The organism is Desulfovibrio sp., assembly GCF_019422935.1.
Lineage (GTDB): Bacteria > Desulfobacterota > Desulfovibrionia > Desulfovibrionales > Desulfovibrionaceae > Desulfovibrio.
Window position 1 is genome coordinate 73,932 of record NZ_JAHZCJ010000010.1, and the last position, 24,887, is coordinate 98,818.

The 24,887-nt window shown below is 55.6% G+C and carries 19 protein-coding genes; 14 read left to right on the forward strand and 5 right to left on the reverse strand.

Translation table 11 applies throughout. The features are described 5' to 3' along the window. Positions 1-120: 120 nt before the first annotated feature. From QZ383_RS12505 to upp, 3 genes are all read right to left on the reverse strand, one after another. Positions 121-1,383, reverse strand: coding sequence for a diguanylate cyclase (locus QZ383_RS12505; protein WP_291445887.1), 1,263 nt, complete (start codon positions 1,381-1,383; stop codon positions 121-123). Positions 1,384-2,059: 676 nt separating this feature from the next. Then, the gene (locus tag QZ383_RS12510) at positions 2,060-3,319 is read right to left on the reverse strand and encodes a uracil-xanthine permease family protein (RefSeq protein WP_291445888.1); all 1,260 of its coding nucleotides are present in this window, start codon (positions 3,317-3,319) and stop codon (positions 2,060-2,062) included. A gap of 11 nt (positions 3,320-3,330) precedes the next feature. After that, the gene (gene upp, locus QZ383_RS12515) at positions 3,331-3,957 is read right to left on the reverse strand and encodes a uracil phosphoribosyltransferase (protein WP_291445889.1); all 627 of its coding nucleotides are present in this window, start codon (positions 3,955-3,957) and stop codon (positions 3,331-3,333) included. A 214-nt stretch (positions 3,958-4,171) separates the two neighbouring features. On the opposite strand from upp, the gene QZ383_RS12520 reads away from it, so the two are divergent. The 4 genes from QZ383_RS12520 (at position 4,172) to QZ383_RS12535 (ending at position 9,085) form a co-directional block, all read left to right on the forward strand. Continuing rightward, on the forward strand, positions 4,172-5,269 hold the full coding sequence (locus tag QZ383_RS12520) for a DUF362 domain-containing protein (RefSeq protein WP_291445890.1): 1,098 nt from the start codon (positions 4,172-4,174) through the stop codon (positions 5,267-5,269). A 750-nt stretch (positions 5,270-6,019) separates the two neighbouring features. Then, the gene (locus QZ383_RS12525) at positions 6,020-7,024 is read left to right on the forward strand and encodes a TRAP transporter substrate-binding protein (RefSeq protein WP_192111983.1); all 1,005 of its coding nucleotides are present in this window, start codon (positions 6,020-6,022) and stop codon (positions 7,022-7,024) included. A 201-nt stretch (positions 7,025-7,225) separates the two neighbouring features. Beyond that, positions 7,226-7,786 (forward strand): TRAP transporter small permease, encoded by a 561-nt coding sequence (locus tag QZ383_RS12530; RefSeq protein WP_291445893.1) that lies wholly within the window; start codon positions 7,226-7,228, stop codon positions 7,784-7,786. Positions 7,787-7,795: 9 nt separating this feature from the next. After that, the gene (locus tag QZ383_RS12535) at positions 7,796-9,085 is read left to right on the forward strand and encodes a TRAP transporter large permease (protein ID WP_291445895.1); all 1,290 of its coding nucleotides are present in this window, start codon (positions 7,796-7,798) and stop codon (positions 9,083-9,085) included. Between the two features lie 119 nt (positions 9,086-9,204). On the opposite strand, the gene QZ383_RS12540 is transcribed toward QZ383_RS12535, so the two are convergent. Then, complete coding sequence (locus QZ383_RS12540; protein ID WP_291445897.1) at positions 9,205-10,260, reverse strand: NAD(P)-dependent alcohol dehydrogenase; 1,056 nt, start codon at positions 10,258-10,260, stop codon at positions 9,205-9,207. Between the two features lie 509 nt (positions 10,261-10,769). On the opposite strand from QZ383_RS12540, the gene QZ383_RS12545 reads away from it, so the two are divergent. Both QZ383_RS12545 and ggt read left to right on the forward strand, forming a co-directional pair. After that, entirely contained in the window at positions 10,770-12,578 is a 1,809-nt protein-coding gene (locus QZ383_RS12545; RefSeq protein ID WP_291445899.1) for a methyl-accepting chemotaxis protein, read from the forward strand. 350 nt (positions 12,579-12,928) lie between these two features. Beyond that, positions 12,929-14,686 carry a gamma-glutamyltransferase gene (gene ggt / locus QZ383_RS12550; RefSeq protein ID WP_291445901.1) on the forward strand — a complete coding sequence of 586 codons (1,758 nt, stop codon included), beginning with the start codon at positions 12,929-12,931 and terminating at the stop codon, positions 14,684-14,686. A gap of 124 nt (positions 14,687-14,810) precedes the next feature. On the opposite strand, the gene QZ383_RS12555 is transcribed toward ggt, so the two are convergent. Beyond that, the gene (locus tag QZ383_RS12555; protein WP_291445904.1) at positions 14,811-15,590 is read right to left on the reverse strand and encodes an HAD-IIA family hydrolase; all 780 of its coding nucleotides are present in this window, start codon (positions 15,588-15,590) and stop codon (positions 14,811-14,813) included. A gap of 283 nt (positions 15,591-15,873) precedes the next feature. Here QZ383_RS12555 and glpA point away from each other — a divergent pair, with 283 nt between their 5' ends. From glpA to nifD, 8 genes are all read left to right on the forward strand, one after another. After that, positions 15,874-17,481 carry an anaerobic glycerol-3-phosphate dehydrogenase subunit GlpA gene (glpA, locus tag QZ383_RS12560; RefSeq protein ID WP_291445905.1) on the forward strand — a complete coding sequence of 536 codons (1,608 nt, stop codon included), beginning with the start codon at positions 15,874-15,876 and terminating at the stop codon, positions 17,479-17,481. Continuing rightward, on the forward strand, positions 17,465-18,754 hold the full coding sequence (glpB, locus tag QZ383_RS12565) for an anaerobic glycerol-3-phosphate dehydrogenase subunit GlpB (protein ID WP_291445907.1): 1,290 nt from the start codon (positions 17,465-17,467) through the stop codon (positions 18,752-18,754). The genes glpA and glpB overlap by 17 nt, the downstream gene beginning before the upstream one ends. Further along, a complete protein-coding gene (locus QZ383_RS12570; RefSeq protein WP_192111991.1) occupies positions 18,751-19,959 on the forward strand; it encodes an anaerobic glycerol-3-phosphate dehydrogenase subunit C in 1,209 nt (402 codons plus the stop codon). The genes glpB and QZ383_RS12570 overlap by 4 nt, the downstream gene beginning before the upstream one ends. A gap of 207 nt (positions 19,960-20,166) precedes the next feature. Next, positions 20,167-20,922, forward strand: coding sequence for a class I SAM-dependent methyltransferase (locus tag QZ383_RS12575; protein WP_291445910.1), 756 nt, complete (start codon positions 20,167-20,169; stop codon positions 20,920-20,922). Between the two features lie 804 nt (positions 20,923-21,726). Then, positions 21,727-22,548 (forward strand): nitrogenase iron protein, encoded by an 822-nt coding sequence (nifH, locus tag QZ383_RS12580; protein ID WP_022659260.1) that lies wholly within the window; start codon positions 21,727-21,729, stop codon positions 22,546-22,548. 27 nt (positions 22,549-22,575) lie between these two features. After that, positions 22,576-22,899, forward strand: coding sequence for a P-II family nitrogen regulator (locus QZ383_RS12585; RefSeq protein WP_022659259.1), 324 nt, complete (start codon positions 22,576-22,578; stop codon positions 22,897-22,899). Between the two features lie 9 nt (positions 22,900-22,908). Further along, the gene (locus QZ383_RS12590; RefSeq protein ID WP_022659258.1) at positions 22,909-23,286 is read left to right on the forward strand and encodes a P-II family nitrogen regulator; all 378 of its coding nucleotides are present in this window, start codon (positions 22,909-22,911) and stop codon (positions 23,284-23,286) included. Between the two features lie 11 nt (positions 23,287-23,297). Further along, the gene (nifD, locus tag QZ383_RS12595; protein ID WP_192111993.1) at positions 23,298-24,887 is read left to right on the forward strand and encodes a nitrogenase molybdenum-iron protein alpha chain; all 1,590 of its coding nucleotides are present in this window, start codon (positions 23,298-23,300) and stop codon (positions 24,885-24,887) included.

Here is a 24,887-nt window from a genome sequence, read left to right on the forward strand (position 1 = left end):
CAGATGAAAGGGATTGGAGAAAATAACAATCTAACGCCACAACTCCACAAAAAAATCCTGCCCTCCCCAAACGGGATGCGGCAGGAAAACATAAACAAGGGCAGCGGCAGCTAAAGGGCTTTATACTGTACTGGCCTTGACCCTGTTGCGCCCTGTATTTTTGGCCTCGTAAAGCGCCTTATCGGCGGCTTCAAGGATTTTGGCTGCAAGCTGGGAAGGCGACACCTTTTCAAACCGGCTCTGCACCGTGGCCACCCCGGCGCTTATGGTCACATAGTTGCGATCGCTGCCCGCGTGGGGCGTTTTGAGATCACACACCGCTGCCCGCAAAGCTTCGCATACTTCATGGGCGTTGCGGTCATCGCATTCGGGCAACACCACGGCAAACTCCTCGCCGCCATAGCGGAACAGCTCTCCCCCCATATCTTCCAGCGAATCCTTCATGGCTCTGGCGACCTGGGCCAGGCATTCATCGCCTGCCAGATGCCCGTACTTGTCGTTATAAAACTTGAAGAAGTCGATATCTATGAGGATCACAGAGAGGTTGCCCGCGCGGCGGTTGCACACGGCAGCCTCTCTGCGCAGGATGGCGTCAAAAAATCTTCTGTTATACGCGCCCGTGAGGTGATCGTGAATGGACATATGGCGCAGGCGCTCGTTGGCTTCCTTGAGTTTGCGTTCCAGCGATTTGCGCTCTGTAATATCAAAATACGCCAGCGACAGCGCGGTTATGCCACCTGAGGCATTGCGGACAGGCGTGACGGAAACAGCGTAATCCCTGTTGTCGATCCTCACTTCATGGTCAGAAACCCGCCCACCCGTATCAAGATTGCAAAAGTCGCTCTGGATGTTTGCTTCCAGCTCAGGATGCAACAAAGAAATATGCGCGCCACTCGTATCAAACAATGACCGCCCGGAGAGTTGCACATGATGCTCGTTGGCAGAAATAAGCACGCCGTTGCGGTCAACAACACACATGGCAATGGGGGCTGTGGCGTAGATGGTGTCCAGGTCAATGGATGTGGAAATTCCCGCAGAATACAGGGCAATGTTGGCAATAACCCGCTCTACGCCTTTAAATCCCATCAGGCCGTAACCGTCATCAAACAGTGGCTCGCCGCTCATTTCCAGCAGAAACAGCACCCCATCGCTTTTCCGCACATAATGGCCGACCACGTTTGAAAAGGCGCGCGGTTCGCCATATTCATCCATAAGGGTTTCCATGGCCATCTGCTGGTCAGCGGCGTCCATGCCGAAAAACAGAGACTGACCTTTTACCGTTGGAATGCCAAGAATTGCGGACTTGAAAGGGACATCGTCGCAATAACACAAATCTGGCCCGGCTACCCATTCCCAGGACTGATGATTACTACTACGCTGCATTGGCGACTCGGGATTTACCCAAAAAAGAAAAGGGATTTTGACAATGGTCTGCTGGCTGGCAGGCCCATCCAAAGTTGGGGGATATCTCTATACCGATTTTTTCTGCTCAGGTACAGATGTTTTAGGGCACACGTTATTTATACGATTTCATATATATTCAATATGTTTTTATTAAAAAAATAATATTTATACAAAAAAATACTGTATTTTTAGCATTAATACAGATAGATACTAACAAAAAAAGAACTTTATACGCAGTATTTATTTAAAAATATTCTATTTAATTTAATAACTGCACCTCATTATTATAATTGCGTATGATGATAAATTTTCATTACAGTATATTTCTTATAGCGCTTTCCCAAGCGGCAAAAATATAATGCATGACATATCTATCAACCTCGTGTCGTATTGATACCAACACGCCGCAATCTCTGAAATTTTCACAACCCAGAATGCGCTGTGCTGCCCGCTGGCTCCGTTGCCTCCGGCCTACGCCCTTCCGCCCAATGACTTGGCAAAAAACTGGGCGGCACGGCGAAGTACGCCATGCCGCCCGCAGACAGACAACACCCATCAGCCAAATCGCATAGAAAAGGGATCAGGCAAGATCAGCCATATGCCGCGCCTGACCAACGCGAACCTTAAAAAAATCCGCGCCGCAGAAACTCTGTATCTAGGTACGGCTTCTGGGCAGCAGCAGATTGAGCAACACGCCCGTAACCGCCGCAAGACCGATGCCGCCAAGTTTAAACGAACCAATGCTGAACTGCATGCCGCCCACGCCAAAGATGATGATAAGCGCGACAATGATCATGTTGCGCGGCTCCATCAGATCCTTGCCAGCCCGCACCAGCGTGTTCAGGCCCACAACCATGATCGCGCCGAACAGCAGAATCATGATGCCGCCCATGACGGGCACGGGGATGGAGCCAAGGAACGCGCCGATTTTGGCCACAAACGACAGCAGGATTGAACACATGGCAGCCCAGGTCATCACGGCGGGGTTGAACACCCGCGTAAGGCTCACCGCGCCAATAACTTCGGCATAGGTGGTGCAGGGCGGGCCGCCCACAAAACCGGCAGCCATGGTGGCAACGCCATCGCCGAACATGGTGGCGTGAACGCCGGGATCTTTCAGGTAGTCGCGCCCGGTAATAGAGCTGATGGCGACAATATCGCCAAAATGCTCAATGGCCGGAGCAAGCGTGATGGGCATGATAAACAGTATGGGTTCCCAGGCGAACTCGGGGAAGGTAAACGAGGGCATCTGCAACCAGGGAGTTGCGGCAACCTTTGTCCAATCACCCACGCCGAAAAACATCGAAACAATAAAGCCCGCCGCAATGCCGCACAAAATGGGCATGAGGCGCAAAAAGCCCTTGCCCATGAGCGACACCAGCACGGTAACGGCCAACGACGTCATGGAAATCCACAGGGCTGTGTTTTCAGGCACCAGCACAACCGCGCCGTCGCCTGTTCTGCCCAGGGCCATATGCACCGCCACCGGAGCCAGAATAAGGCCGATAACCATAATGACCGGGCCGGTCACAATGGGCGGCAGCACACGCAGCACCACATCCGTGCCACGCCAGCGGATAAGCCCGCTCAAAAGAAAATACACCAGACCGGAGCAAACAAGCCCGCCGAGGGTCTGCGCCATGCCCCAGGTCTGAACGCCATAAATGATGGGCGCAATAAAGGCAAAGGACGAAGCAAGAAAAATGGGTACCTTGCCCCGTGTGCAGATTTGAAACAACAACGTGCCCACACCTGCGGTGAAGAGCGCCACGTTGCTGTCAAGCCCGGTCAACAGGGGAACAAGAACAAGAGCGCCAAAGGCCACAAAGAGCATTTGCGCGCCTATAAGACAATCCCTGAAGCGAAAATTATAGTCAGTGGGTGCAATTTCGCGCCGCGTACTGGCTGTGCTCATGGGGTCCCTCGCTACTTGGTTCCGAAGATACGGTCGCCGGCATCGCCGAGACCAGGGATGATATAGCCTTTTTCGTTCAGATGGTCGTCAATGGCGGCGGTGTAGATGTCCACATCCGGATGGGCGGCCTTGACCTTGGCGATCCCTTCGGGCGCGCACACAAGGTTGAGGCTGCAAATCTGCTTGCAGCCGTGGCGCTTCAGCAGGCTGATGGCGGCAATAAGCGAGCCGCCGGTTGCCAGCATGGGGTCAAGGATGATGGCAAGCCGCTGATCCATATCTGTAGCGAGCTTTACGTAATATTCAACGGGTTCAAGTGTTTCTTCGTTGCGGTACAGGCCCACAACGCTGATCTTGGCGCCGGGGATCATGTCCAGCACGCCGTCCATGAGGCCAAGGCCAGCGCGAAGGATCGGAACAACCGTCACCATCTTGCCCGAAATGACCTCGATTTCCACCGGCCCGGCCCAGCCTTCAACCGTGTGCTTTTCCGTGCGAAAGCCCTTGGTGGCTTCGTAAATGAGCAGACTTGCGATTTCGTTGGAAACAGAACGAAATTCGCGCGTGGAGGTGGCCCCCATGCGCAAAATGCCCAACTTGTGGCGCACAAGAGGATGATCAACGACATAAACGGCCATAAAGCCTCCTTAGCTATGCATAACTGACTGGGTGGAAAAAATTAAAACCGGAATACGCTAGTCTTAATAACTGCTCGTGTCAACGATACTTGCGGACCGGCGCATTGCCTTGGCTGTGCGGCATGCGCTAGAGTTTCACAGCTTTGCACAGGCCAGAAGCATGCCTGATCCCTGCCCTGCAGCACCCCAAACATCCCCACATGGAGGCCATGCCATGCCCGCCACAGTTTATTATGCAGATATGCACTGTCGATCGCACGAGGACAGCAAAATCGCCAAAGTTGCCCGCCTTTGCGATGCGCTCAATCTGAAGAAAATCATCAAGAAAAAAGAGCTTGCCGCCATCAAGCTGCACTTTGGCGAATACGGCAACGACACGCACCTCAACCCCACGCTGGTGCGCCAGGTTGTAAACAAGGTCATGGAAGCAGGCGGCAAACCATTTCTGACAGACACAACAACTCTGTATTCCGGCAGCCGTCACAATGCCGTTGACCATATGCAAACGGCATACGCCCACGGCTTCGCGCCTTCGGTTGTGCATGCCCCCATCATTCTGGCCGATGGCCTGTATGGGGAAAATGACGTGCCCGTGCGCATCAACGCCAAGCATTTCAAAGACGTGCATATCGCCACAGAGATACGGCGCGCCCCGGCGATGGTGGTATTGTCGCACTTTAAAGGGCATGAAATGGCGGGATTTGGCGGCGCGATCAAGAATCTTGCCATGGGCGGCGCGGCCGTGCGCGGCAAAAAAGAACAACACGCCACCCACGTATCTGTCAGCGAAAAAAAATGCGTGGGCTGCGCCAAGTGCGTCAGGGTGTGTCCGCAGCATGCGCTCAGCATGAAAAGTAAAAAAAGCGTTGTGGACATTGAAAAATGCATCGGCTGCTTTGAATGCATCACTGTTTGCCCAGAAAAGGCAATTAGTATAGATTGGGAAACAGAGATGCAGCCCTTTATCGAGCGCATGACAGAATACGCTTATGGCGCTGTAAAAGGCCGCAAAAAGAGCGTTTGCTACATCAATTTTGTACTCAACGTAACACCCGACTGCGATTGCGCCCCCTGGAGCGACATGCCGCTGGTGCCGGATGTGGGCATTCTGGCCTCTACCGACCCGGTGGCTCTGGATCAGGCCTGTTTTGACCTTGTGTCAAAAGCCCCCTCTCTCGGTCAGGAGGCCTCGGCCCAAACGGTCGCAGACAAATTTTCCGCCCGCTGGCCGCACACATGCGGACAGGTGCAACTGAGCTATGGCGAATCACTGGGCCTTGGAAGCCGCGAATACAAGCTCAAAAAAATCTAGCACCCTGCGCATCGCAACATCAGGGCGTATGCCTCCCCGGTTAGATGTCTTGATGTTGCGATGCGTAGTTGCGACCAGTTTCCTCACGGCTGCCCTGCTGCCAGTTGTGAACATGAGCAGATGGCGGGGAACCATCTGAAAAAAACGCCCCCAAATTGTCACAAATTTGTAATGTATTTGTCACAATAATCACGATTTAGTATGATATATTTAAAAATTTTATTTATTATTTATACGTTAACAATTTTTTTAAATTTATTTTAAAAAATAAAAATAAATTTTTTCCGCTAAAAAAATTTAGGACAGGAGTTTTTTCAAAAATTACATTATGTTTTTTTGTTTTATAATTATTACATATTATATTTAATAAATTTTAAATAATATTTTTATGTACTATATAATTTTTATTTTAAAAAAAATTTCATACTTACAAATCAACTGTAGTAGTCGCCATATTTTCAGCAAAAGCGGCAAGATTCCAGATTTCTACATTTTTGTTGAAAACAATCATTTCGGCGTGGATTCAGGATATAAGAGCTTCTTCAACTTTTTTTTGCAAATAACAGTTGAATTTTAGGTAGATCGTCACTTAAGTTTGCCTCAGCTTTTGACCCGTCAGAGTCTGACGCACCGGAACGTATTGGGAAACGTGGGCGCGTCGGCTGGTCATAATTGCCCCCCTGCTGTGGACAGGGATAAGTTTTCATTGTCAAACGGCATCTAAGTTTTACTAGCGAGGAGGTTTACAGGATGAAACGTATCGTAGCTCTGCTTGTTGCTCTGGGCCTTGTTTGCGGCATGACCCTTGGTTTTGCCCAGGCCGCTGAAGCCAAGACCATCATCAAGATGGCGGGCATGAAGCCCGAAGGCGAGCCGGAAACCATCGGCATGCACCTTTTCGGCAAGTATCTTGCCGAACTTTCCAACGGCAAATATGAAGTGCAGGTCTTCCCTAACAGCCAGCTTGGCAAGGAAGACGCCTACATTGCCGCCACCCGCAAGGGCATCATCCAGATGTGCGCCACCGGCACGCAGACCTCTGCTCTGCACCCTGCCATGGCCATGCTTGAAACGCCCATGCTGTTTGATGATCTGGATCACGCCCGCCGCGCCATGGAAGGCAAGACTTTTGACCTCATCAACGAAGGCTTCACCGAAAAGTCCGGCCTGCGCACCATGAACGCCTTCCCCTTGGGCTTCCGCCACTTCTACACCAAGAAGCCCATCGTCACGGTGGAAGACGTTAAGGGCCTGCGCATGCGCGTACCCAACATTCCCCTGTACACCAACTTTGCCAAGGAATGCGGCATCAGCGGTCAGCCCATGCCCTTTGCCGAAGTGCCCGGCGCGCTTGATCAGGGCGTCATCGATGGCGGCGACAGCCCCCTGGCCGACATCGTCAGCCTCAAGATGTACGAAATCACGCCCCAGATCACCCTTACCGGCCACATCCTCGTGATCCACTCCCTCTACATCAACGACAAGTTCTATCAGTCGTTGCCCGCCGAGGACAAAAAGTGGTTTGACGAAGCCGCCAAGCGCTCCGCCGATGACGTGTGGGTCATGGTTAAGGAAGGCGACGAAAAAGCCAAGGCGACCATCCTTGCCAACAAGGGCAGCATCAATACCCCCAGCAAGGAATTCCACGACTACATGGCTGAAGCCGGCAAGCGCAGCTGGAAGCTCTTTTATGACACGGTGCCCAACTGCCAGGCCATTCTGGACAGCGCCGCCAGCTACCGCGAATCCAAATAATTGTTCCCCGCTTTACAGGCCGGAAAAGTATAGGCTTTTCCGGCCTGTGCAGTTAATGGACAAAACCCCCGTGGCCTTTTTAGACCGCGGGGGTTGCAACAATTCTTCACGCAGCCATCTGCGGCGGCACAAACAGGCTTGCTAGCATCAGCACGGCACTGCGTAGCCAGCGATTGGGGCAGCGTTTTCCAGAGGTTCGTTATGAGCGACGACATTTCCAAAAATTTTCCGCCGGACCATGCGCCGGGCGTGCATGCCTTGCTTGAGCCGGAACAGGAACCCAAGCATGAAACCACGGGGCAATTGCTGTTTGAAGTCTTTTGCGCCGTCATCTTTCTGGGCATGATCGGTCTTGTGTTTTACAATGCCCTGCTGCGCTACATCTTTTCTTCGAGCTACCCGCCGAGCGAAGAATGGGCGCGCTTTCTCTTTATGTACATCACGTTTTTCGGCGCCATTGAAGCCTTTATCTGCAAAAAGCACATTGCAGTCGACCTGCTTGTAACCACGCTGGAAGGCACCAAGCGTAAGGCTGTGGATGTACTGGCTTCGGTATGCAGCCTTTTTGCCCTGGGCCTGCTGTTTTACGGCGGCGTGGTCAACGTGCTGCAAACACTTGATACCTACTCCGTGGCGACAAACGTCAACATGGCCTTTATCAACGGCACATTGCCCATCATGGCGCTTGTTGGCTTGATTGTAGAACTGCGCTCCCTCGTGAGCCTTGTTCGCAGACCCGCATCCACCTTCCAAAAGGGCTAGGAGAGAAGAATGGAACTCTTTATTTTCCTCGGCTCCCTCTTCTTCTTCATGCTCATTGGCGTTCCTCTGGCCATTGTGCTTGTGTTGTGCTCCATTGTGCTCATGTGGCACTCGGGCATGTGGGATGCCATGATTATTCCCGGCAGCATGCTGGACGGCGCCAACAACTACCCCTTGATGGCCATTCCCTTCTTTGTGTTCGCCGGTGAAATCATGGCGGAGGGTGGTCTTTCCAAACGCGTGGTACAGCTTGCCCAGCTCATGATTGGCCGGGTGCGCGGCGGTCTTGGCTATGCTGCCATTATCGCCAGTATCATCTTTGCTGGCCTGATGGGCAGCTCCGTGGGTGAAGCTGCCGCTCTTGGCGGCCTGCTACTGCCCATGATGAAACAGGTGGGCTACCACCCTGGCCGCGCGGGCGCTGTTATCGCCTCTGGCGCTATTCTTGGCCCCATCATCCCGCCCAGCACCAACTTTATTCTGCTTGGCGCTACCGTCAGCGGTCTTTCCATCACCAAGCTCTTCATGATCGGCCTGGTGCCCGGTATCATGATCGGTCTGGCCCTCATGGTGGTGTGGTTCTTTGTGGTGCGCAAGGATGGCTACAACGAAACTATCCGCTTCACCAAAAAAGAAGCCATCAAAATTCTTATCGACTCCACGCCTGCCTTCATGATGCCGGTGCTGCTGCTTGGCGGCATTCGCTTTGGTGTTTTCACACCTACTGAAGGCGGCGCGTTTGCAGCCATTTACGCCATCTTGGTGTGTGTGCTGTATTACCGCGAGCTTTCCTTCCGCGATCTGCTGCGGGTGAGCGCCCGCGCGGCCCGCACCACCTCGGTGGTTATGCTGATCGTGGCCACGGCAACTGCTGTTGGCTGGTTCATTACCATTGCGCAGATTCCCAACCAGATGACCGCGCTCTTCTCGCCGCTTATCGACAGCCCCATATTGCTGCTTATCAGCATCAATATTTTCCTGTTCCTTATCGGCATGGTCATGGATCTCACGCCCAACATCCTGATTTTTGCCCCTGTGTTCTACCCGCTGATCCAGCAGGCAGGCATTGACCCGTATTACTTCGGCCTGCTCTTTGTGCTCAACCTGGGCATCGGCGTTATTACGCCCCCGGTGGGCACGGTGCTGTACGTTGTGTGCGGCATCGGGCACATCAAGTTTGCCGACCTCATCGTCAAGCTGGTGCCTTTTGTGCTTGTGGAAGTGATCATGCTCTTCCTGCTGCTGTTCTTCCCCAGCCTTTCGATTGTTCCCATGAACTGGCTGATGGGCGGCAACTAGCAACTCATTGCACATAGATAAAAAAACCTCCCGGCATGCCACTGGTATGCCGGGAGGTTTTTATTTGGCGACTGCCGGGGCTTATTGTTTTGCCCGACAAACTTCAGTGTGGCCGGGTACTACACCACAACCACAGGCTTGATCAGATCGCGCGGCTTGTCCTTCATCATGAGCAAGGCGCTCTCAATATTCTCAAATCCCTTGAATCTGTGGGTCAGCAGGGGCGCGACGCTCAACCGCCCGTGAACCAGCAGGCTTGCCAGCTTTTCCATGCGCAGCCTGCCGCCGGGCATCAGGCCGCCAGCCACTATCTTGTGGCCCATGCCACAACCCCACTCGATGCGCGGGATTTTAACGGCATCGCCAGAACCCAGATAGTTCACGTTGCCAATGCGTCCGCCGGGTTTGAGCACGCGTATGACCTCCGCAAAGGTATCCACATCGCCCCCGGCGATGATGGCCTTGTCCACCCCCTTGCCCTTGGTGCGGTCCATCACCTGGCTGACAATGTCGCCATCCCGGTAATTGATGATAGCTGTTGCGCCGTATTCACGGGCAACCTCTGCGCACAGGGGCCGGGAGCCAACAGCAAAAATCTCGCCAGCGCCGCGCAGGGCCGCGCCCGCAACCGCCATCAACCCCACTGGGCCAATACCCACCACCAGCACGGAATCGCCGTACTGCACATCGGCCAGTTCCGCACCATGAAAGCCGGTGGGCACCATATCACTCAACATCACGGCTTCGGCAGGGTCAATGGAGGGCGGCAGCAGGGCCAGATTGCCGTCCGCATCGTTCACGTGAAAAAGCTCGCCGAACACGCCGTCCTTGAAGTTGGAAAACTTCCAGCCCGCGAGCATACCGCCGGAATGCATGGAAAACCCGGCCTGCGCCTCAAGGGAATTCCAGTCAGGGGTAATCGCGGGCACGATGACCTTGTCCCCGGGTTTGAAGCAACGCACCAGAGAGCCAACTTCCACAACTTTACCAACCGCCTCGTGTCCCAGAATCATGTCGTGCCGGTCACCCAGCGCGCCCTCCCAAACCGTGTGGACATCTGAAGTGCAAGGAGCTACCGCCACGGGTTGAACAAGGGCATCCAGCGGGCCGCACTGAGGCTTTTCTTTTTCTATCCAGCCGATCTTGTTCAGGCCAAGCATTGCAAAACCTTTCATTTCTCTTCTCCTGTCTTTTGGGTAACTGCGACAGCCAGCACAACTGGTTGTGCATTCACACTAGGATGTACTAAATCAGGAGTAAAGTGATTTTTTTCACAAAATAATATCATATAAATATAGATTAGTTACTCCACACTGCAGCCTGACATTGCCCATGCTTTAAAACCGATAAAGTCGATATTGACGCCATTTTAAGAAGTCACCCCGCAAATAGAATATTTTGTCAAAATTAACATATGGTTATTGTTTTTAGTGTTCTGCTGCAACTTGTTTGAGTAAATTAATAGGCATGCATCAAAATACTGCGAGCGATAAAAAAATCATCGTTTTCTGGTAATAAAGGATTTTTATTCAAAGCATAAAGTTATATATATAACGAACGATATGGTAATTGGTATCAATGTGAAAATTCAGCAGGAATTTTTATCTACAAACTAAACAATGAGGCCAATCCAAGGGTTGGCGCAGACGTTTTGCTTCAACAGTAAATGGTACAGGAGGTATGCATGTTCAGGATGTTTACGATCTCGTATCGTATGTTCATGATCTTGATTTTTACCCTGATTATTGTTGGCGGTCTGGTCTACTCCCTGATTCACATCTCCAACTCCGCCACCGAACTTTCCGCCCAGAAAGTGGGCGAAATGTTTTATGACGGCCAAAAACAACGCATCCGCGATCTCTCAACCACCATGGCGAACAGCATTGGCGAGCAGATCAGCGGCATTACCGACATAACCAAGCGCAATGCCATTATTGCCCGCGCCATAAAAAAAGCCCGTTACGAAAAAGACAGCTCCGGCTACTTCTTTGTGTATGATGGCGGCATTGTTGTTGCCCACGTTTTCCCTGATCTGGTGGGCAAGGATCTTGGCAATTCCGTTGATAAAAACGGCGTCCGCTTTAACGCGGAGCTTGCCAAGAAGGCGGCGGAAGGCGGTGGTTTTGTGACCTTTGTCTTCAACAAGCCCGGCGGCGGCACCCAGTCAAAAATCGCCTACGGTGCGCAGGTGCCCGGCACGAGCCTGTGGGTCGGCGCGGGCGTCTACATCGACAACGTGGAGCAGGTCAAAAATGAAATCGCGGGCCAGATCAGCGATGCCATTTTTGCCAATCTCAAAAAAATTCTCATCGCGGTGGCCTGCTGCGTTGTGCTTTTATACATTCCGTTCATGCTGCTGATTACCCGCTCCATCCTGCTGCCCATCAAGGACGCGCGCGAGGCTGCGCAACGCATATCCAACGGCGACATGGACGTTAACATCATAGCGACTGGCAAGGACGAAATTACGGTTCTTGAACGCTGCATGTCGGAAATGACAGCCAACGTAAAAAAATCTCTGGCAATTTCTGAAGAAAAAACCCGCGAGGCCGAACAGAGCGCAGCAAAGGCCCTCGAAGCCGTTGCCGAGGCCGAACGCCTGACTGAAGAAGCGCACCGCGCCCGTAGTGAAGGCATGTTGAGCGCCGCCAAGCATCTGGAACAGGTGGTAACGGCCATAACCAGCATCTCTGCCGAAATTTCCGGCAATATCGAGCAGGCCGAGCAAGGGGCCACCACGCAGGCCGCGCGCACCACAGAAGCCGCCACTGCAGTTGAACAGATGAACTGCACGGTCATTGAAGTCGCCAAAAACGCCTCGGCCACAGCGGACCTTTCCACCAACATGCGCCAGCGCGCTGCGGAAGGCGCGGAAGTTGTGTTCCAGTCCGTGCAGGCCATTGGCAACGTGCAAAAGGATGCCCTTGTGCTGAAAGAGGAAATGACCAAGCTTGCCGAGCATGCGGGGGCCATTTCGCAGATCATGGGCGTTATTTCGGACATTGCAGACCAGACCAACCTGCTGGCCCTCAACGCTGCCATTGAAGCGGCGCGCGCCGGAGAAGCCGGACGTGGCTTTGCCGTTGTGGCCGATGAAGTGCGCAAACTGGCAGAAAAAACCATGAGTTCCACCAGTGATGTGGGCAATGCCATAGGCGCAATCCAGAAGAGCGTGGATTCCAGCATCCGCCAGGTTGGCGTGACGGCTGGCAATGTGGAAAGCGCCACCACGCTTTCGCAAAAATCCGGCGAAGCCCTGCGCGAAATCGTGGGTATGGTGGATCAGACCGTTGATCAGGTGCGCGGCATTGCCACTTCGTCAGAAGAACAGTCCGCCGCGACCGAATCCATCACGCAGACAGTGACCCAGGTCAGCTCCATCGCGGCAGAAACCGCCACCATCATGCACACGTCGGCCCGAGCGGTTGCCGCCCTTGCCGATGAGGCCAAAAAACTCAACAACATGGTCACTGAGCTAAAAAATACCAAATAATGCGGCAAGTTCAGGGCGCTTCGCCAAGGTGAAGCGCCCTGCTGCACCGCGCCATCATTCCTCCAGAGTTTGATAAACAAATACGCAGCGACAGCGTGGAAATTTCCGCAACGCCTGCTGTACAGACAGATTGTCGCCCGCGTTTGTCGGGGGCGGGTCTATGGTTTTGCCGCGCAGTCTGCAACTTGTTACAAAATTGGCTCAGCAAGCCGAGAATTAAACAAAAATGTTCCAGATTGCGCCTGTTAAAAAATTCAATATATTTAACTGGCTTATCTTTCTCTTTGGAACAGATGGTGCATATACATGGCCGGTTTCATTGCCTTTAGTATTTCTGAAAGGAGAATCTGATGTCCATGAATTTTCTCTCTCTGGTCAGCCGCAAAACCCTGCCTGTTCTCATGGCATGCGGCCTCTTATTGCCTACCGCGACAGTCAAGGCGCAGGATGAGCCCCAGTACACTGCGACCATTTCTGCCGCCACCAACCCCCTGAGCACCAGGGGCGTTGTTACCAGCCCCAACTATCTGGCCTCGCAGGCCGGGCTGGACGTGCTGCGGCGCGGCGGCACGGCTGTGGACGCGGCCATTGCCACCGCCTCCACCCTTGCGGTTGTTTACCCGCAGATGTGCACCCTGGGCGGCGACAACTTCTGGCTGATCTACAACGCCAAAACCGGCGAGCTGAAGGCGCTCAACGCCAGTGGGCGCTCGGGCGAAATGGCGACCATTGATTTTTATGCCTCCAAAGGGCTGAAAAAAATTCCCTCCCGCGGCTACATTGCGGCCAATACCGTGCCCGGCGTGGTTTCCGGCTGGGATGCGGCCTATGCCTACAGCAAGCAGAGCATGGGCAGCAAAATGAAGTGGAAGGAGCTGCTCGCTTCCGCCACCGATTATGCAGCCAACGGCTTTCCCGTGAGCACCTCGCTGGCTTACTGGAGCAAGATCAACACCAATCCCAATGATTCAGAATTCCGCAACCTGCAACGCTTTGACGCCTTCCGCAAAGCCTATCTGCATGCGGACGGCAGCCCCTACACCGTGGGTCAGGTCATGCGCCTGCCCGATCTGGCAGCCACGTTGAACCAGCTTGCGGACAAGGGCGCGCAGGTCTTCTATAAGGGCGACATCGCCAAGCGCATTGTGGCCGACCTGCAAGCCAACGGCGGCCTGCTGACCCTCAACGACTTTGCCAACCACAAGGCCGATTGGGTTGACCCCATTTCCGTCAATTACCGGGGCTACAAGGCCGTGAACTTCCCGCCCAACACGCAGGGCATGGCCTCCCTTGAAATTCTGAACATCCTCAACAACTTCAACATCAAGGGCATGGGCGAAGGCACGGCGGATTACTACCACGCGCTGATCGAAGCCACCAAGGAAGCCTTTGTCGATCGCGACAAGTACCTCTCTGACCCTGATTTTGTAAAAATTCCGCTCGACTACCTGCTTTCTGCCAAGCATGGCAAGGATCAGGCCGCGCGTATCAGCATGAGCAAGGCTGCCACAAACCTTACGCCCCTTGATCCCAAGGGCGACACCATCTGGCTTGGCGTTGTGGATGCGCAGGGCAATGCGGTTTCGCTTATCCAGAGCATTTATCACGATTTTGGTTCCGGCATTGTTGCGGGCGGCACAGGCGTGTTGCTGCAAAACCGGGGCAGCTTCTTCTCCCTCGATCCCAAGCACGTGAACCATCTTGAGCCGCGCAAGCGCACCTTCCACACGCTGAACCCGGCCATGCTGCTCAAGGACGGCAAGCCCTACCTTGTGTACGGCACCATGGGCGGCGAAGGTCAGCCCCAGACCCAGGCCGCCATCGTTACCCGCGTGGTGGACTTTGGCATGATCCCGCAAGAAGCCATTGCCGCTCCCCGTTGGCTTTATGGCCGCACATGGGGCGCTTCTTCCAACGACCTCAAGCTTGAAGGCCGCATTCCTCAGAAAGTGGCGGACGAACTCAAGCGGCGCGGGCATCCCGTGCGCCTGATTGAAAACTACACCGACACCATGGGCCATGCTGGCGCAATCCTTGTGGATCAGGCCACCGGCGTGCGTCAGGGCGGTACGGACCCGCGCGGCGATGGCGCTGCCGTGGCCTACTAGACTGACGCAAAAACGAGCTTAGGCCCAACAACATGTTAGGCCTTGGGCTTTGACACAATAAAACACCCGCTCTGGTCTTTCGGCCAGAGCGGGTGTTTTATTGTCGGCAACGGGCAGACTGGCTTTATGCCCAGTCTTTATCGGCGTGGCCCAGGTCTTCAAGCACCAGAGTCGGCTGATGCTCCTCCCTGGCAAGGTCGGCGCGCGTGGCTTCGCCGCTGAGCACCAGAATGGAATCAATGCCCGCATTGCGCGCAAGCTGCATGTCTGTACTCAGGCGGTCGCCCACCATGACCATTTCTTCCTTGCGGTAACGCGCCAGCAATGGTGCGAGCACGGCTGGGTCGGGCTTGCCGAAAATGTGCTGCGGCTTTCTGCCTGTGGCCGTGGCGTACAGGCTGATGAAACTGCCCACATCCGGCAGCGGGCCTTCGGGCGAGGGGCACACCAGATCAGGGTGCGTGGCGAGAAAGAGCACCGAACTGTCCTGCAACAACACGGCAGAACGGGCAAGCTTGTGGTAGGTAAGCTCCGTATCGTAGGCCAGCACCACGGCCTGCGCGCCCTCTTCCACCAGTTGCAGCTCGGGCATGCGCTTGAGCAGATCATGCTGAAAATCGGCATTGCCCACGGGGAAAATGCGCAAGATGCCGTTGGCGCGCAAAAAATCCACCAGAGGCGTCACGGGCGAGAGCAGCAAATCTTCGCGCGCGGCAATGCCCATGCCGTTGAGCTTGTCCACATAGGTGAATGGAGATTTGGAGGTATTGTTGCTCAAAAAATAAAAATCCAGACTGTTCCAGTGCCGCTGAATAAAGCCCACGGCCCCATCAATGGGAATATGACCGAGGTAGACGGTGCCGTCCATATCGAGCACAACGCAACGTTTTTTTGACCAATTCATATATGCAATCCTTGAGTTTTTTGCCTTCATTATGCGGCATTGCCTTATCTGGCAAGTGCATCCGCAATATTCTCCTGCATTCAATCTTGACGCAACTACACAAATTGATAACCATACGGTATCAACAATCATCCTGAGCATAACCGCAACAATCATTTACCCGATCTGGATATTCAACCTTGTTGCGCAGCTAAGCCGTTGTTTTTCGGCCCCGCAGGCGCGGCATCTGGCAGCGTTTGCATGCTTCAGGATGATTCCGACAATTTGCTCCACTGGAGAAACCATGCTTGAAACTACTGTTGTCGTCATCGGCGGCGGCGCAACAGGCATAGGAACCCTGCGCGATCTTTGCATGCGCGGCGTTCCTGCCATATTGCTCGAACAGGGCGGCCTGGCCCACGGCACAAGCTCGCGCTTTCACGGCCTGCTGCACAGCGGCGGCCGTTACGCCGTGGGAGATAATGAATCCGCGCGTGAATGTATTGAAGAAAACATGATCGTGCGGCGCATTGGCAGGCAGTGCGTGGAACAAACCGAAGGTTTTTTTGCGCTCACGCCCGAGGACGACCCCGCCTATGTGGATCGATGGGTTGAGGCCTGCGGCCGCGCGGGCATTGAGGCCTCTGAAATTGACGTCAAGGAAGCCCTGCGCCTTGAACCCAACATGTCGCCCGAGGTCAAACGCGTTTTCCGCGTGCCTGACTCCTGCGTGGACGGCTTCCGGCTGGTGCTGCACAACGCCATGTCGGCCAAGCGCCACGGCGGGCAGATGCTCACCTATCATGAAGTGACCGGCATCTGCCAAAAGAACGGCAAGATATGCGGCGTTACGGCCATCAACAAGAACACTGGCGAAACTATTGAGATTGCCTGTTCTGTTGTTGTCAACGCCGCTGGCTCATGGTCTGGGCGCATTGCGGCGCTGGCTGGTCAGGATGTGGCGGTTTCGCCCGACCGTGGCACTCTCGTGGTTTTTAACCACCGCTTTACCTCGCGCGTGGTCAACCGCCTGCACCCCGGCTCTGACGGCGATATTTATGTGCCGCACGGCTCCATCACCATTCTTGGCACCACGTCCATTCCCACAGACAGGCCGGACGACACAACCCCCACCAGCGAGGAAGTGCTGCGCCTGCTCAAAATCGGCGAGCCGCTGTTCCCCGATGTGCGCAGCTACCGTATTTTGCGCGCCTTTGCGGGCACACGCCCCCTCTACACGCCGGGCGGCGCCGCCGGGCGCAAGGCCAGCCGCAACTTCCATGTTGTGGATCATGCGGAACAGGGCCTTGACGGCATGATTTCCATTTTCGGCGGCAAGCTGACCACCTACCGCCTCATGGGCGAACGCGCCGCAGACAAGGTCTGCGCCAAGCTTGGCGTTACCGCCCCCTGCCGCACGGCTGAAGAAGCCATTGTGCCGGATCCGGACGAAGCCACGCTTGCCCGTGCCGCCAAGTACTTTCCCGTGCAGGGCATCCAGCTTATGGCCGACCGTATGGGTGATGACCTGACCCCTGTGCTCGAACGCGCTGAAAAGGCCGATTCCAACCCCCTGCTCTGCGAATGCGAAATGGTCAGCATGGCGGAAATTGAATGCGTGGCGCGCGATGCCTCCACCCATTCGCTGACGGATATCCGCCTGCGCACACGCCTGGGCATGGGCACCTGCCAGGGAACGTTCTGCTCCTTGCGGGCAGTGGCCGCGCTTTCCGAACACGACATTCCTCTTGAATTTTCAGCTACCGACAACGTGCGGCGCTTCCTTCAGGAGCGCTGGGGCGGTCTGCGCCCGGCCCTGTGGGGCATGCAGGCACGCGAAATGGAACTTGGCCGCGCTGTATACGCGGGAACACTCAATCTTGATGGAGCCGCCCATGAGCAGGATTGTTGACGTACTGGTGGTCGGCTCCGGCATGGCGGGCCTTGTGGCCGCCCTTGCAGCAGCGGATCAGGGCCGCAGCGTACGGCTGCTCACCACGGGCATGGGTTCGCTGGCTATCAGCGGCGGCTCGGTGGATTTTCTTGGCTATGCAGATGGCAGATTTGCCGCCGATCCGTGGCAGGGTCTGGCAATGCTGCCAGAAGACCATCCCTACAGCCTGCTTGGGGCAGAAAGCGTCCGCTCGGCCTTTCAGTTCTTTGCAAATGTGATGGAAGGCCAGCACTGGCCCATGCGCCCCGCCCTCTCGCAGGACGGCACGCCGCGCAACACCCAGCTGCCCACCATCATGGGAACGCTCAAGCCCACCTATCTGCTGCCAGCCAGCCTGCACACCGAGGCGCTCGCCAGCGCCAAAAAAGTGCTGGTGCTCAGCGTTCAGGGCCTGCGCGACTGCCGCCCCTCCCTGGTGGTCAGCCAGTTGCGGCGCTACAAAAGCTGGGCCGACAAGGAATTCACTCAGGGGCTTTTGCCCTCGCCCTTTGGCGACACCCACCGCGCCATATCGGCGCTTGATCTGGCCCGCCTTGCGGACAAGCCGCACAGCCGCCGCTGGCTGCTGGATGCGCTTGCCCCGTATGCCGGAAAGCATGACCTCATTCTTATTCCGCCGCTCTGCGGCAGCAAGGCCAATCCGGAAGTCTGGCAGGCGGTCAATGCCGCAGCTGGCTGCCCGGTTGTGGAAATGCTGTCCATCCCTCCGGGGGTTGGCGGCCTGCGCCTGCGCGACGCCCTGTTGCAGGCCCTGAACAAGCACAACTTTGAACTGGTGGAAAACACCACGGTTCTGCGCGCCGAAACAACTGGCAAAACCTGCACAGCCCTGGTGGCCGAGGCCTCCGGGCAGGAACGCCACCACGCCGCCCGCGCCTTTGTAACCGCCACCGGCGGCATCCTTGGCGGCGGCATGACGCTTGAACCCGGCCAGTGCTGGGATTCCGTGTTCGGCATCGACATCACCGTGCCGCAGGATGTTTCGCAGTGGTCAGAGCCGAAGATTTTCGGCAACCATCTGTTCTCGCGCATGGGTGTGCGCGTTGACCGCACCATGCGGCCTGTGGACGATGCCGCCGTTGAGCGCTGGCAAAACGTCTTTTTCGCCGGGCGCAGCCTTGGCGGATATGATTACGCAACAGAAAAAAGCGGTCACGGCGTTGCCATCGCCACGGGCTGGCAGGCGGGCCTCATGGCCGCCGCAGCCGCCGCTGCCGGGGAAAACCAATGAGCGTGCGCATCAATCCAGACAAATGCATAGCCTGCACCACCTGCGTGGTGCACTGCCCCGTGGCGGATGCGACCCCCAAATTCCTGGGGCCGCGCATGATAGGCCCAGCCTATGAACGCTTTCGCCTGCTGGGGCTGACGGAAGACCCCTCGCTGCACTACTGCGCCAACTGCAAAAACTGCGATATCTCGTGCCCGCACGGCGTGCCGGTTTCCAGTCTCAACATGATGGCAAGGGCCGACCAGTTCAAGAAGCACTCCCCCGGTCTGCGCGACTGGGTGCTCGGTCACGGCGAGCTCATGGCCAAGTGGCTGCGGCTCATTCCGGCGGCGCTCAAGAACTTCGGCATGCTCAATCCCGTTACCCGCATGGTGCTGGATGCGCTGGGCATCGACAAACGCGCGCCCCTGCCCGCCTTTGCGCCCCAGACATTCCGCCAGCTCATGCGCCATGTGCACCAGCCCGACCACAAGCGCAGCGTGGTTTTCTACCCCGGCTGCTACGTGGACGTGTATGACCCGCGCACTGGCCTTGATATGGTGTGGGCCATGAACCGCGCGGGCTACAAGGTCATTGTGCCCGAGGAACTTGTGTGCTGCGGCCTGCCAATGGTTGCCAACGGCTTCTGGCAGCATGCCCGCTCCAATGCGGAACATAACCTGAAAGCTCTGGGCCAGTGGCGCGATGCAGGGCTACCCGTGGTGACGGGCTGCCCCAGTTGCGCCCTCATGTTCCGGGTGGATCTGCCGGAATACTTCCCCGATGTGGCGGAAAAATACGGCGCATGCAGCCTTGCGGACGCGCAGGAATTTCTGCTGGATGCTGTGGACAGCGGCGATCTTTCGCTGAAGGCCGACGGCAAGCAGACCCTGCCCGACCTCAAGCTGATCTACCACGCACCCTGCCATCTGCGGGCACAGGGCAACGGCCTGCCGGGGCTGGAACTGCTGCGCCGCCTTGACGGCGTGACCGTGGAAAATGCTGATGCAGGCTGCTGCGGCATTTCCGGCAGCTATGGCTTTAAAAAGGAAAAATACGACATTGCCCAGACTGTAGGCTCGGAACTGTTCGCCAAGGTACGCGAAAGCGGTGCTCAGGCGGCGGTTTCCGAGTGCGGCACCTGCCGCGTGCAGATCACGCACGGTTCCGGCAAATTCAGCCTGCACCCTGTCACCATTCTGCGGCAGCGGCTCGAAGCCCGCTAGACTTTGGATTGCGGCAATATGCCGCGCAGTTAAACGTTTACAGCACCCACTTTGCAGACGGTTCACCGTCTGCAAAGTGGGTGTTTGCAAAGTCCACACCTCAGGAAATCAGAAACAAGCTGCAATATTGCCGCGCCGTCTGACGCATATTTTCTGTGCATTGCTCCAATTGTCCAGGCGGGTTGCGACCAACCCAAAGGATACGCCATGACAGCCCAAAACAGCACCAGGGAATTCTGGAACAGCAGAGCCGAGTCCTTTCCCCGCTATGAAGCCGGGGCTGACACCTACGAGGGGCGCATGCTCCAGCTGGCGCGCGACAACGGCGTGGATTTTCGCGGCAAAACGGTTCTGGATGTGGGCTGCGGCAGCGGCATGTACACCATCCGCCTTGCGCAGGAGGCCGCATCGGTCACTGCCGTAGATATATCGGACGAAATGCTCCGCATCCTCATGCAGGATGCCGCCGCGCAGGGCCTTGCCAACATCCGGCCCGTGCTTTCCGACTGGGAGCACTTTGCCCTTGAGGAACGCTTTCAGATTGTTTTTGCTTCCATGACCCCGGCCCTGAGCGATGACGCCGCCCGCGAAAAGCTGCAGCACTACGCGCTGGAGCAGGTGGTCTTTATGGGTTTTAACGAGCGCAAAACTTCGGATGTCATGGCCGGGCTGTACACGCATTACGGCATTACGCCGCCCCAGTTTGCCGATGCCCCAGATATGCGCGCATGGCTTGAGAGTCAGTGCATTCAGTATACAGCGCTGCCCGTTAACGGTCAGTGGATTGTGCCGCACACCCGCGACAAGCTGCTTGGAGCCTGCGCCGCCAACCTGCGCGCCCGTGGCGCTGAGCCGGACATGGCCCATCTTGCCGCGCATCTTGAGGGATTTCGCAACCAGAACGGGGAATATGTGGAACGCACGGAATATTCCCTTGAAATGCTGATCTGGCAGATATCCTAATCACGACTCTAACCCGCGCAGAAACTTTAAAAACTTCTGGCTGCGCGTAGCTCACCTTCCCCATCCCCGAACCCCATACTGCATTTCTGCCGCGCATGCCGTTCATAAGCCGTGCGCAAGGTCTTGCCCGCAGTATTTCTTGCGCGAGTTGGGTTGTTCACGCTTTGCAACTTTTACGTTTCCATTCCTATTTTGGTACAATTTTGAATCAAACTTTTCCTGTCTTGGCTATGCATATCTTTGCGGCCATGCAGGCCTGACCACGCTTGATGAATAAGCCCTTTTCTCTCCCCTACTGGCAAAACCGTCCGAACAGATACGTTCTTGCCTGAACCGCTCCCTTCCTCCCTTCACACTGCTCTCAATTCGCCGCTTTTTGGCGATTCAACCCCTGCCCCGCCCCATTTACCAGATGGGCCGGGCTTTCTGTGTTCATGAGCAGCCATCACTGCCCTGCCTGTTTTCCTCTGCCGTTTCCATCATCATGTGTTCCAAATGTAGCCCATTCTGCCCCAGCACATTCACACATGGCAATTCCCCTGCAACACGTTCCCAATTTCAAACAAATTTGTATCGGCTGTTTATGCCTGAAATTTTTGCTCAAATAAAAATCTATTATTAAAGCAAGTTACAGATTGGACAGTTTTTTCCGCACGATGGGCCACCTTAACAAATTTGTATTGATTGTGCATGCAGATTATAAAATTAAGTAATAATATTATATAGTTAATCTAACGGCACGGTTTCTGCACAAAGAGGGACAAGCGCAACGAGCGCGGGAACATCAAACCCAGAGGGAATCTCATGCGTCAGGTAGCTATTTACGGCAAGGGCGGTATCGGCAAGTCCACCACCACACAGAACCTTAACGCCGGCCTTGGCGAAATGGGCAAGAACATCATGATCGTGGGTTGCGACCCCAAGGCCGACTCCACGCGCCTTATCCTGGGCGGCCTTGCCCAGCAGAGCGTGCTCGATACCCTGCGTGAAGAGGGTGAAGACATCGAGCTGGATCTGGTGCTCAAAAACGGCTTCAAGGGCATCCGCTGCGTGGAATCCGGCGGCCCCGAACCGGGCGTCGGCTGTGCCGGGCGCGGCATCATCACCTCCATCGGTCTGCTGGAGCGCCTTGGCGCTTACACCGAAGACCTCGACTACGTGTTCTATGACGTTTTGGGCGACGTTGTGTGCGGCGGTTTCGCCATGCCCATCCGTGAAGGCAAGGCCCAGGAAATCTACATCGTGGCTTCGGGCGAAATGATGGCCCTCTACGCCGCCAACAACATCTGCAAGGGTGTAAAAAAGTACGCCAACACCGGCGGCGTGCGCCTTGGCGGCATCATTTGCAACAGCCGCAAGGTTGATGGCGAAGCCGAGCTTGTCTCTGCCGTTGCCAAGGAAATCGGCACCCAGATGATCCACTTTGTGCCGCGCGACAACATGGTGCAGCGCGCCGAAATCAACAAGCAGACCGTTATCGAATTTGACCCCACCTGCGGACAGGCCGACGAATACCGCACCCTGGCGCAGAAGATCGACGGTAACGACATGTTTATTATCCCCAAGCCCCTTTCCCAGGAACGGCTCGAAGAGCTGCTCATGGAACACGGCTTGATGGACGCCTAAACCAACAGCACGAAACGGAGAACAACAATGCAGATGATTCGCACGATTATTCGGCCTGAAAAGACCACCGAGGTTCTCTCCGAGCTGCTGTCAGCGGGCTTTCCCGCCGTTACCAAGCTTGATGTGGTGGGCCGTGGCAAGCAGAAAGGCATCATGGTGGGCGATATCCAGTACGACGAAATTCCCAAGCAGATGCTCATGCTTGTGGTCAGCGATGAAGACAAGGACGATGCCATCCGCGTTATCCTGCGCGTGGCAAAAACGGGCGACGGTCACTTTGGCGATGGCAGAATCTTTGTTTCAAGCGTCAGCGAGGCCTGGACCATCAGCAGCGGCAAGTCCGGCCTGTAGGAGGCTCCCATGCAGGAAATAGTTGCAATGGTTCGAGCCAACATGGTGGCGGCTACCAAGAATGCCCTGTCCAAGGCCGGATGCCCCTCATTCTCATGCACCAAGTGCCTGGGACGCGGCAAAAAAGGCATGGATCCCGCCACCCTGCGCATGGTTATGGAAAGCGGCGAGCTGCCGCGCACTCCGGCGGGCGAATCCCTGACCGAAGTGGGCAGGCTGATCCCCAAGCGGTTGTTCAATATCTGCGTTCCCGATGAAAAGGTCGAAGCTGTGGTCAAGGCCATTATAGAGGCCAACAGCACCGGCCACCCCGGCGATGGAAAGATCTTTGTGATGCCGGTGGAAGAATCCTATGTGGTTCGCACGGGCGAGCGCGCTGACGCATAAGGAAGGTATGTATGAGTATTGACGCCAACGCAGTAGTGCTTGAGCGCTACAACGCCAAGGTCTTCAAGAACCGCAAGGAGCACATGCTCAAGGTCAATCCTGCGGAAGACCAGATTATTATCGCCAACACGCGTGCCATTCCCGGCATCATGACCAACCGGGGCTGCTGTTACGCTGGCTGCAAGGGCGTTGTGCTCGGCCCCATCAAGGACATGGTTACGATCACCCACGGCCCTGTGGGCTGCGGCTTCTACAGCTGGGGTACGCGCCGCAACAAGGCCAAGGCAGAAGGGGATACCCCCAATTACATCCAGTACTGCTTTACCACGGACATGCAGGAACCGGACATCGTCTTTGGCGGCACCAAGAAGCTCAAGAAAGCCATTGATGAAATCATGGAGCTTATGCACCCCAAGACCATCATGATCGCCGCCACCTGCCCTGTGGGCCTGATCGGTGACGACATTCAGGCCGTGGCCGCAGAAGCTGAACAAGAATATGGCATCCGCTGCGTGGCATACAGCTGCGAGGGTTACAAGGGCGTAAGCCAGTCGGCGGGCCACCATATCGCCAACAACGGTCTTATGAAGCGCGTTATCGGAACTGGCGATTATGAACCCGCCACCAAGTATTCGATCAACATCCTTGGCGAATACAACATCGGCGGCGACGGCTGGGAACAGGAACGCATCCTTAAAAAGATCGGCTACGAAGTTGTTTCGGTGTTCACGGGCGACGGAGAAGTGGAACGCATCGCCAGCTCGCACAAGGCAAATCTGAACCTCGTGCAGTGCCACCGCTCCATCAACTACATCGCCGAAATGATGAAGACCAAATACGGCGTGGACTGGCTCAAGGTCAACTTTATCGGCCTGGAAGGAACGGTTCAGAGCCTGCGCGACATGGCTGCCTACTTTGGCGACCCAGAGCTTGCGCAGCGTACCGAGCAGGTTATCGCCGAAGAACTGGCCGAGGTGCAGGATCAGATGGCGGCCTACAAGGCCCGCCTCAACGGCAAGACCGCAGCCCTCTTTGTGGGCGGCAGCCGCTCGCACCACTACCAGGGCCTGCTGCAGGATCTGGGCATCAAGACAGTGCTTGCCGGGTACGAATTCGGCCACCGCGACGACTACGAAGGCCGGGAAATCATCCCCAACATCAAGGACGACGCGGACAGCAAGAACATTGAACACATCACCGTGGAAAAGGACGAAAAGAAGTATCATGCCTACCTTACGCAGGAACAGTACGACAAGCTGGCCGCCGAGATCCCGCTTGAAAAGTACCACGGCATGATACGCGACATGGACGAGGGCACTTACGTGGTTGACGACCTCAACATGTACGAAGCTGAAAAATTTATGGAAATCCTCAAGCCCGACATGTTCTTCTCCGGCATCAAGGACAAGTACGCGCTGCAAAAGGCCGGCACGCTCTCGCGCCAGTTGCACAGCTACGATTACAGCGGGCCTTACGCGGGTTTCAAGGGCGCAACGCAGTTCGGTTACGACCTCTGCATGGGTTACTTTACCCCCGCGTGGCACATGGTAACCCCGCCCTGGAAGAACCGCGCCACCCTGCAAGGAACTGTGGGAGAATAG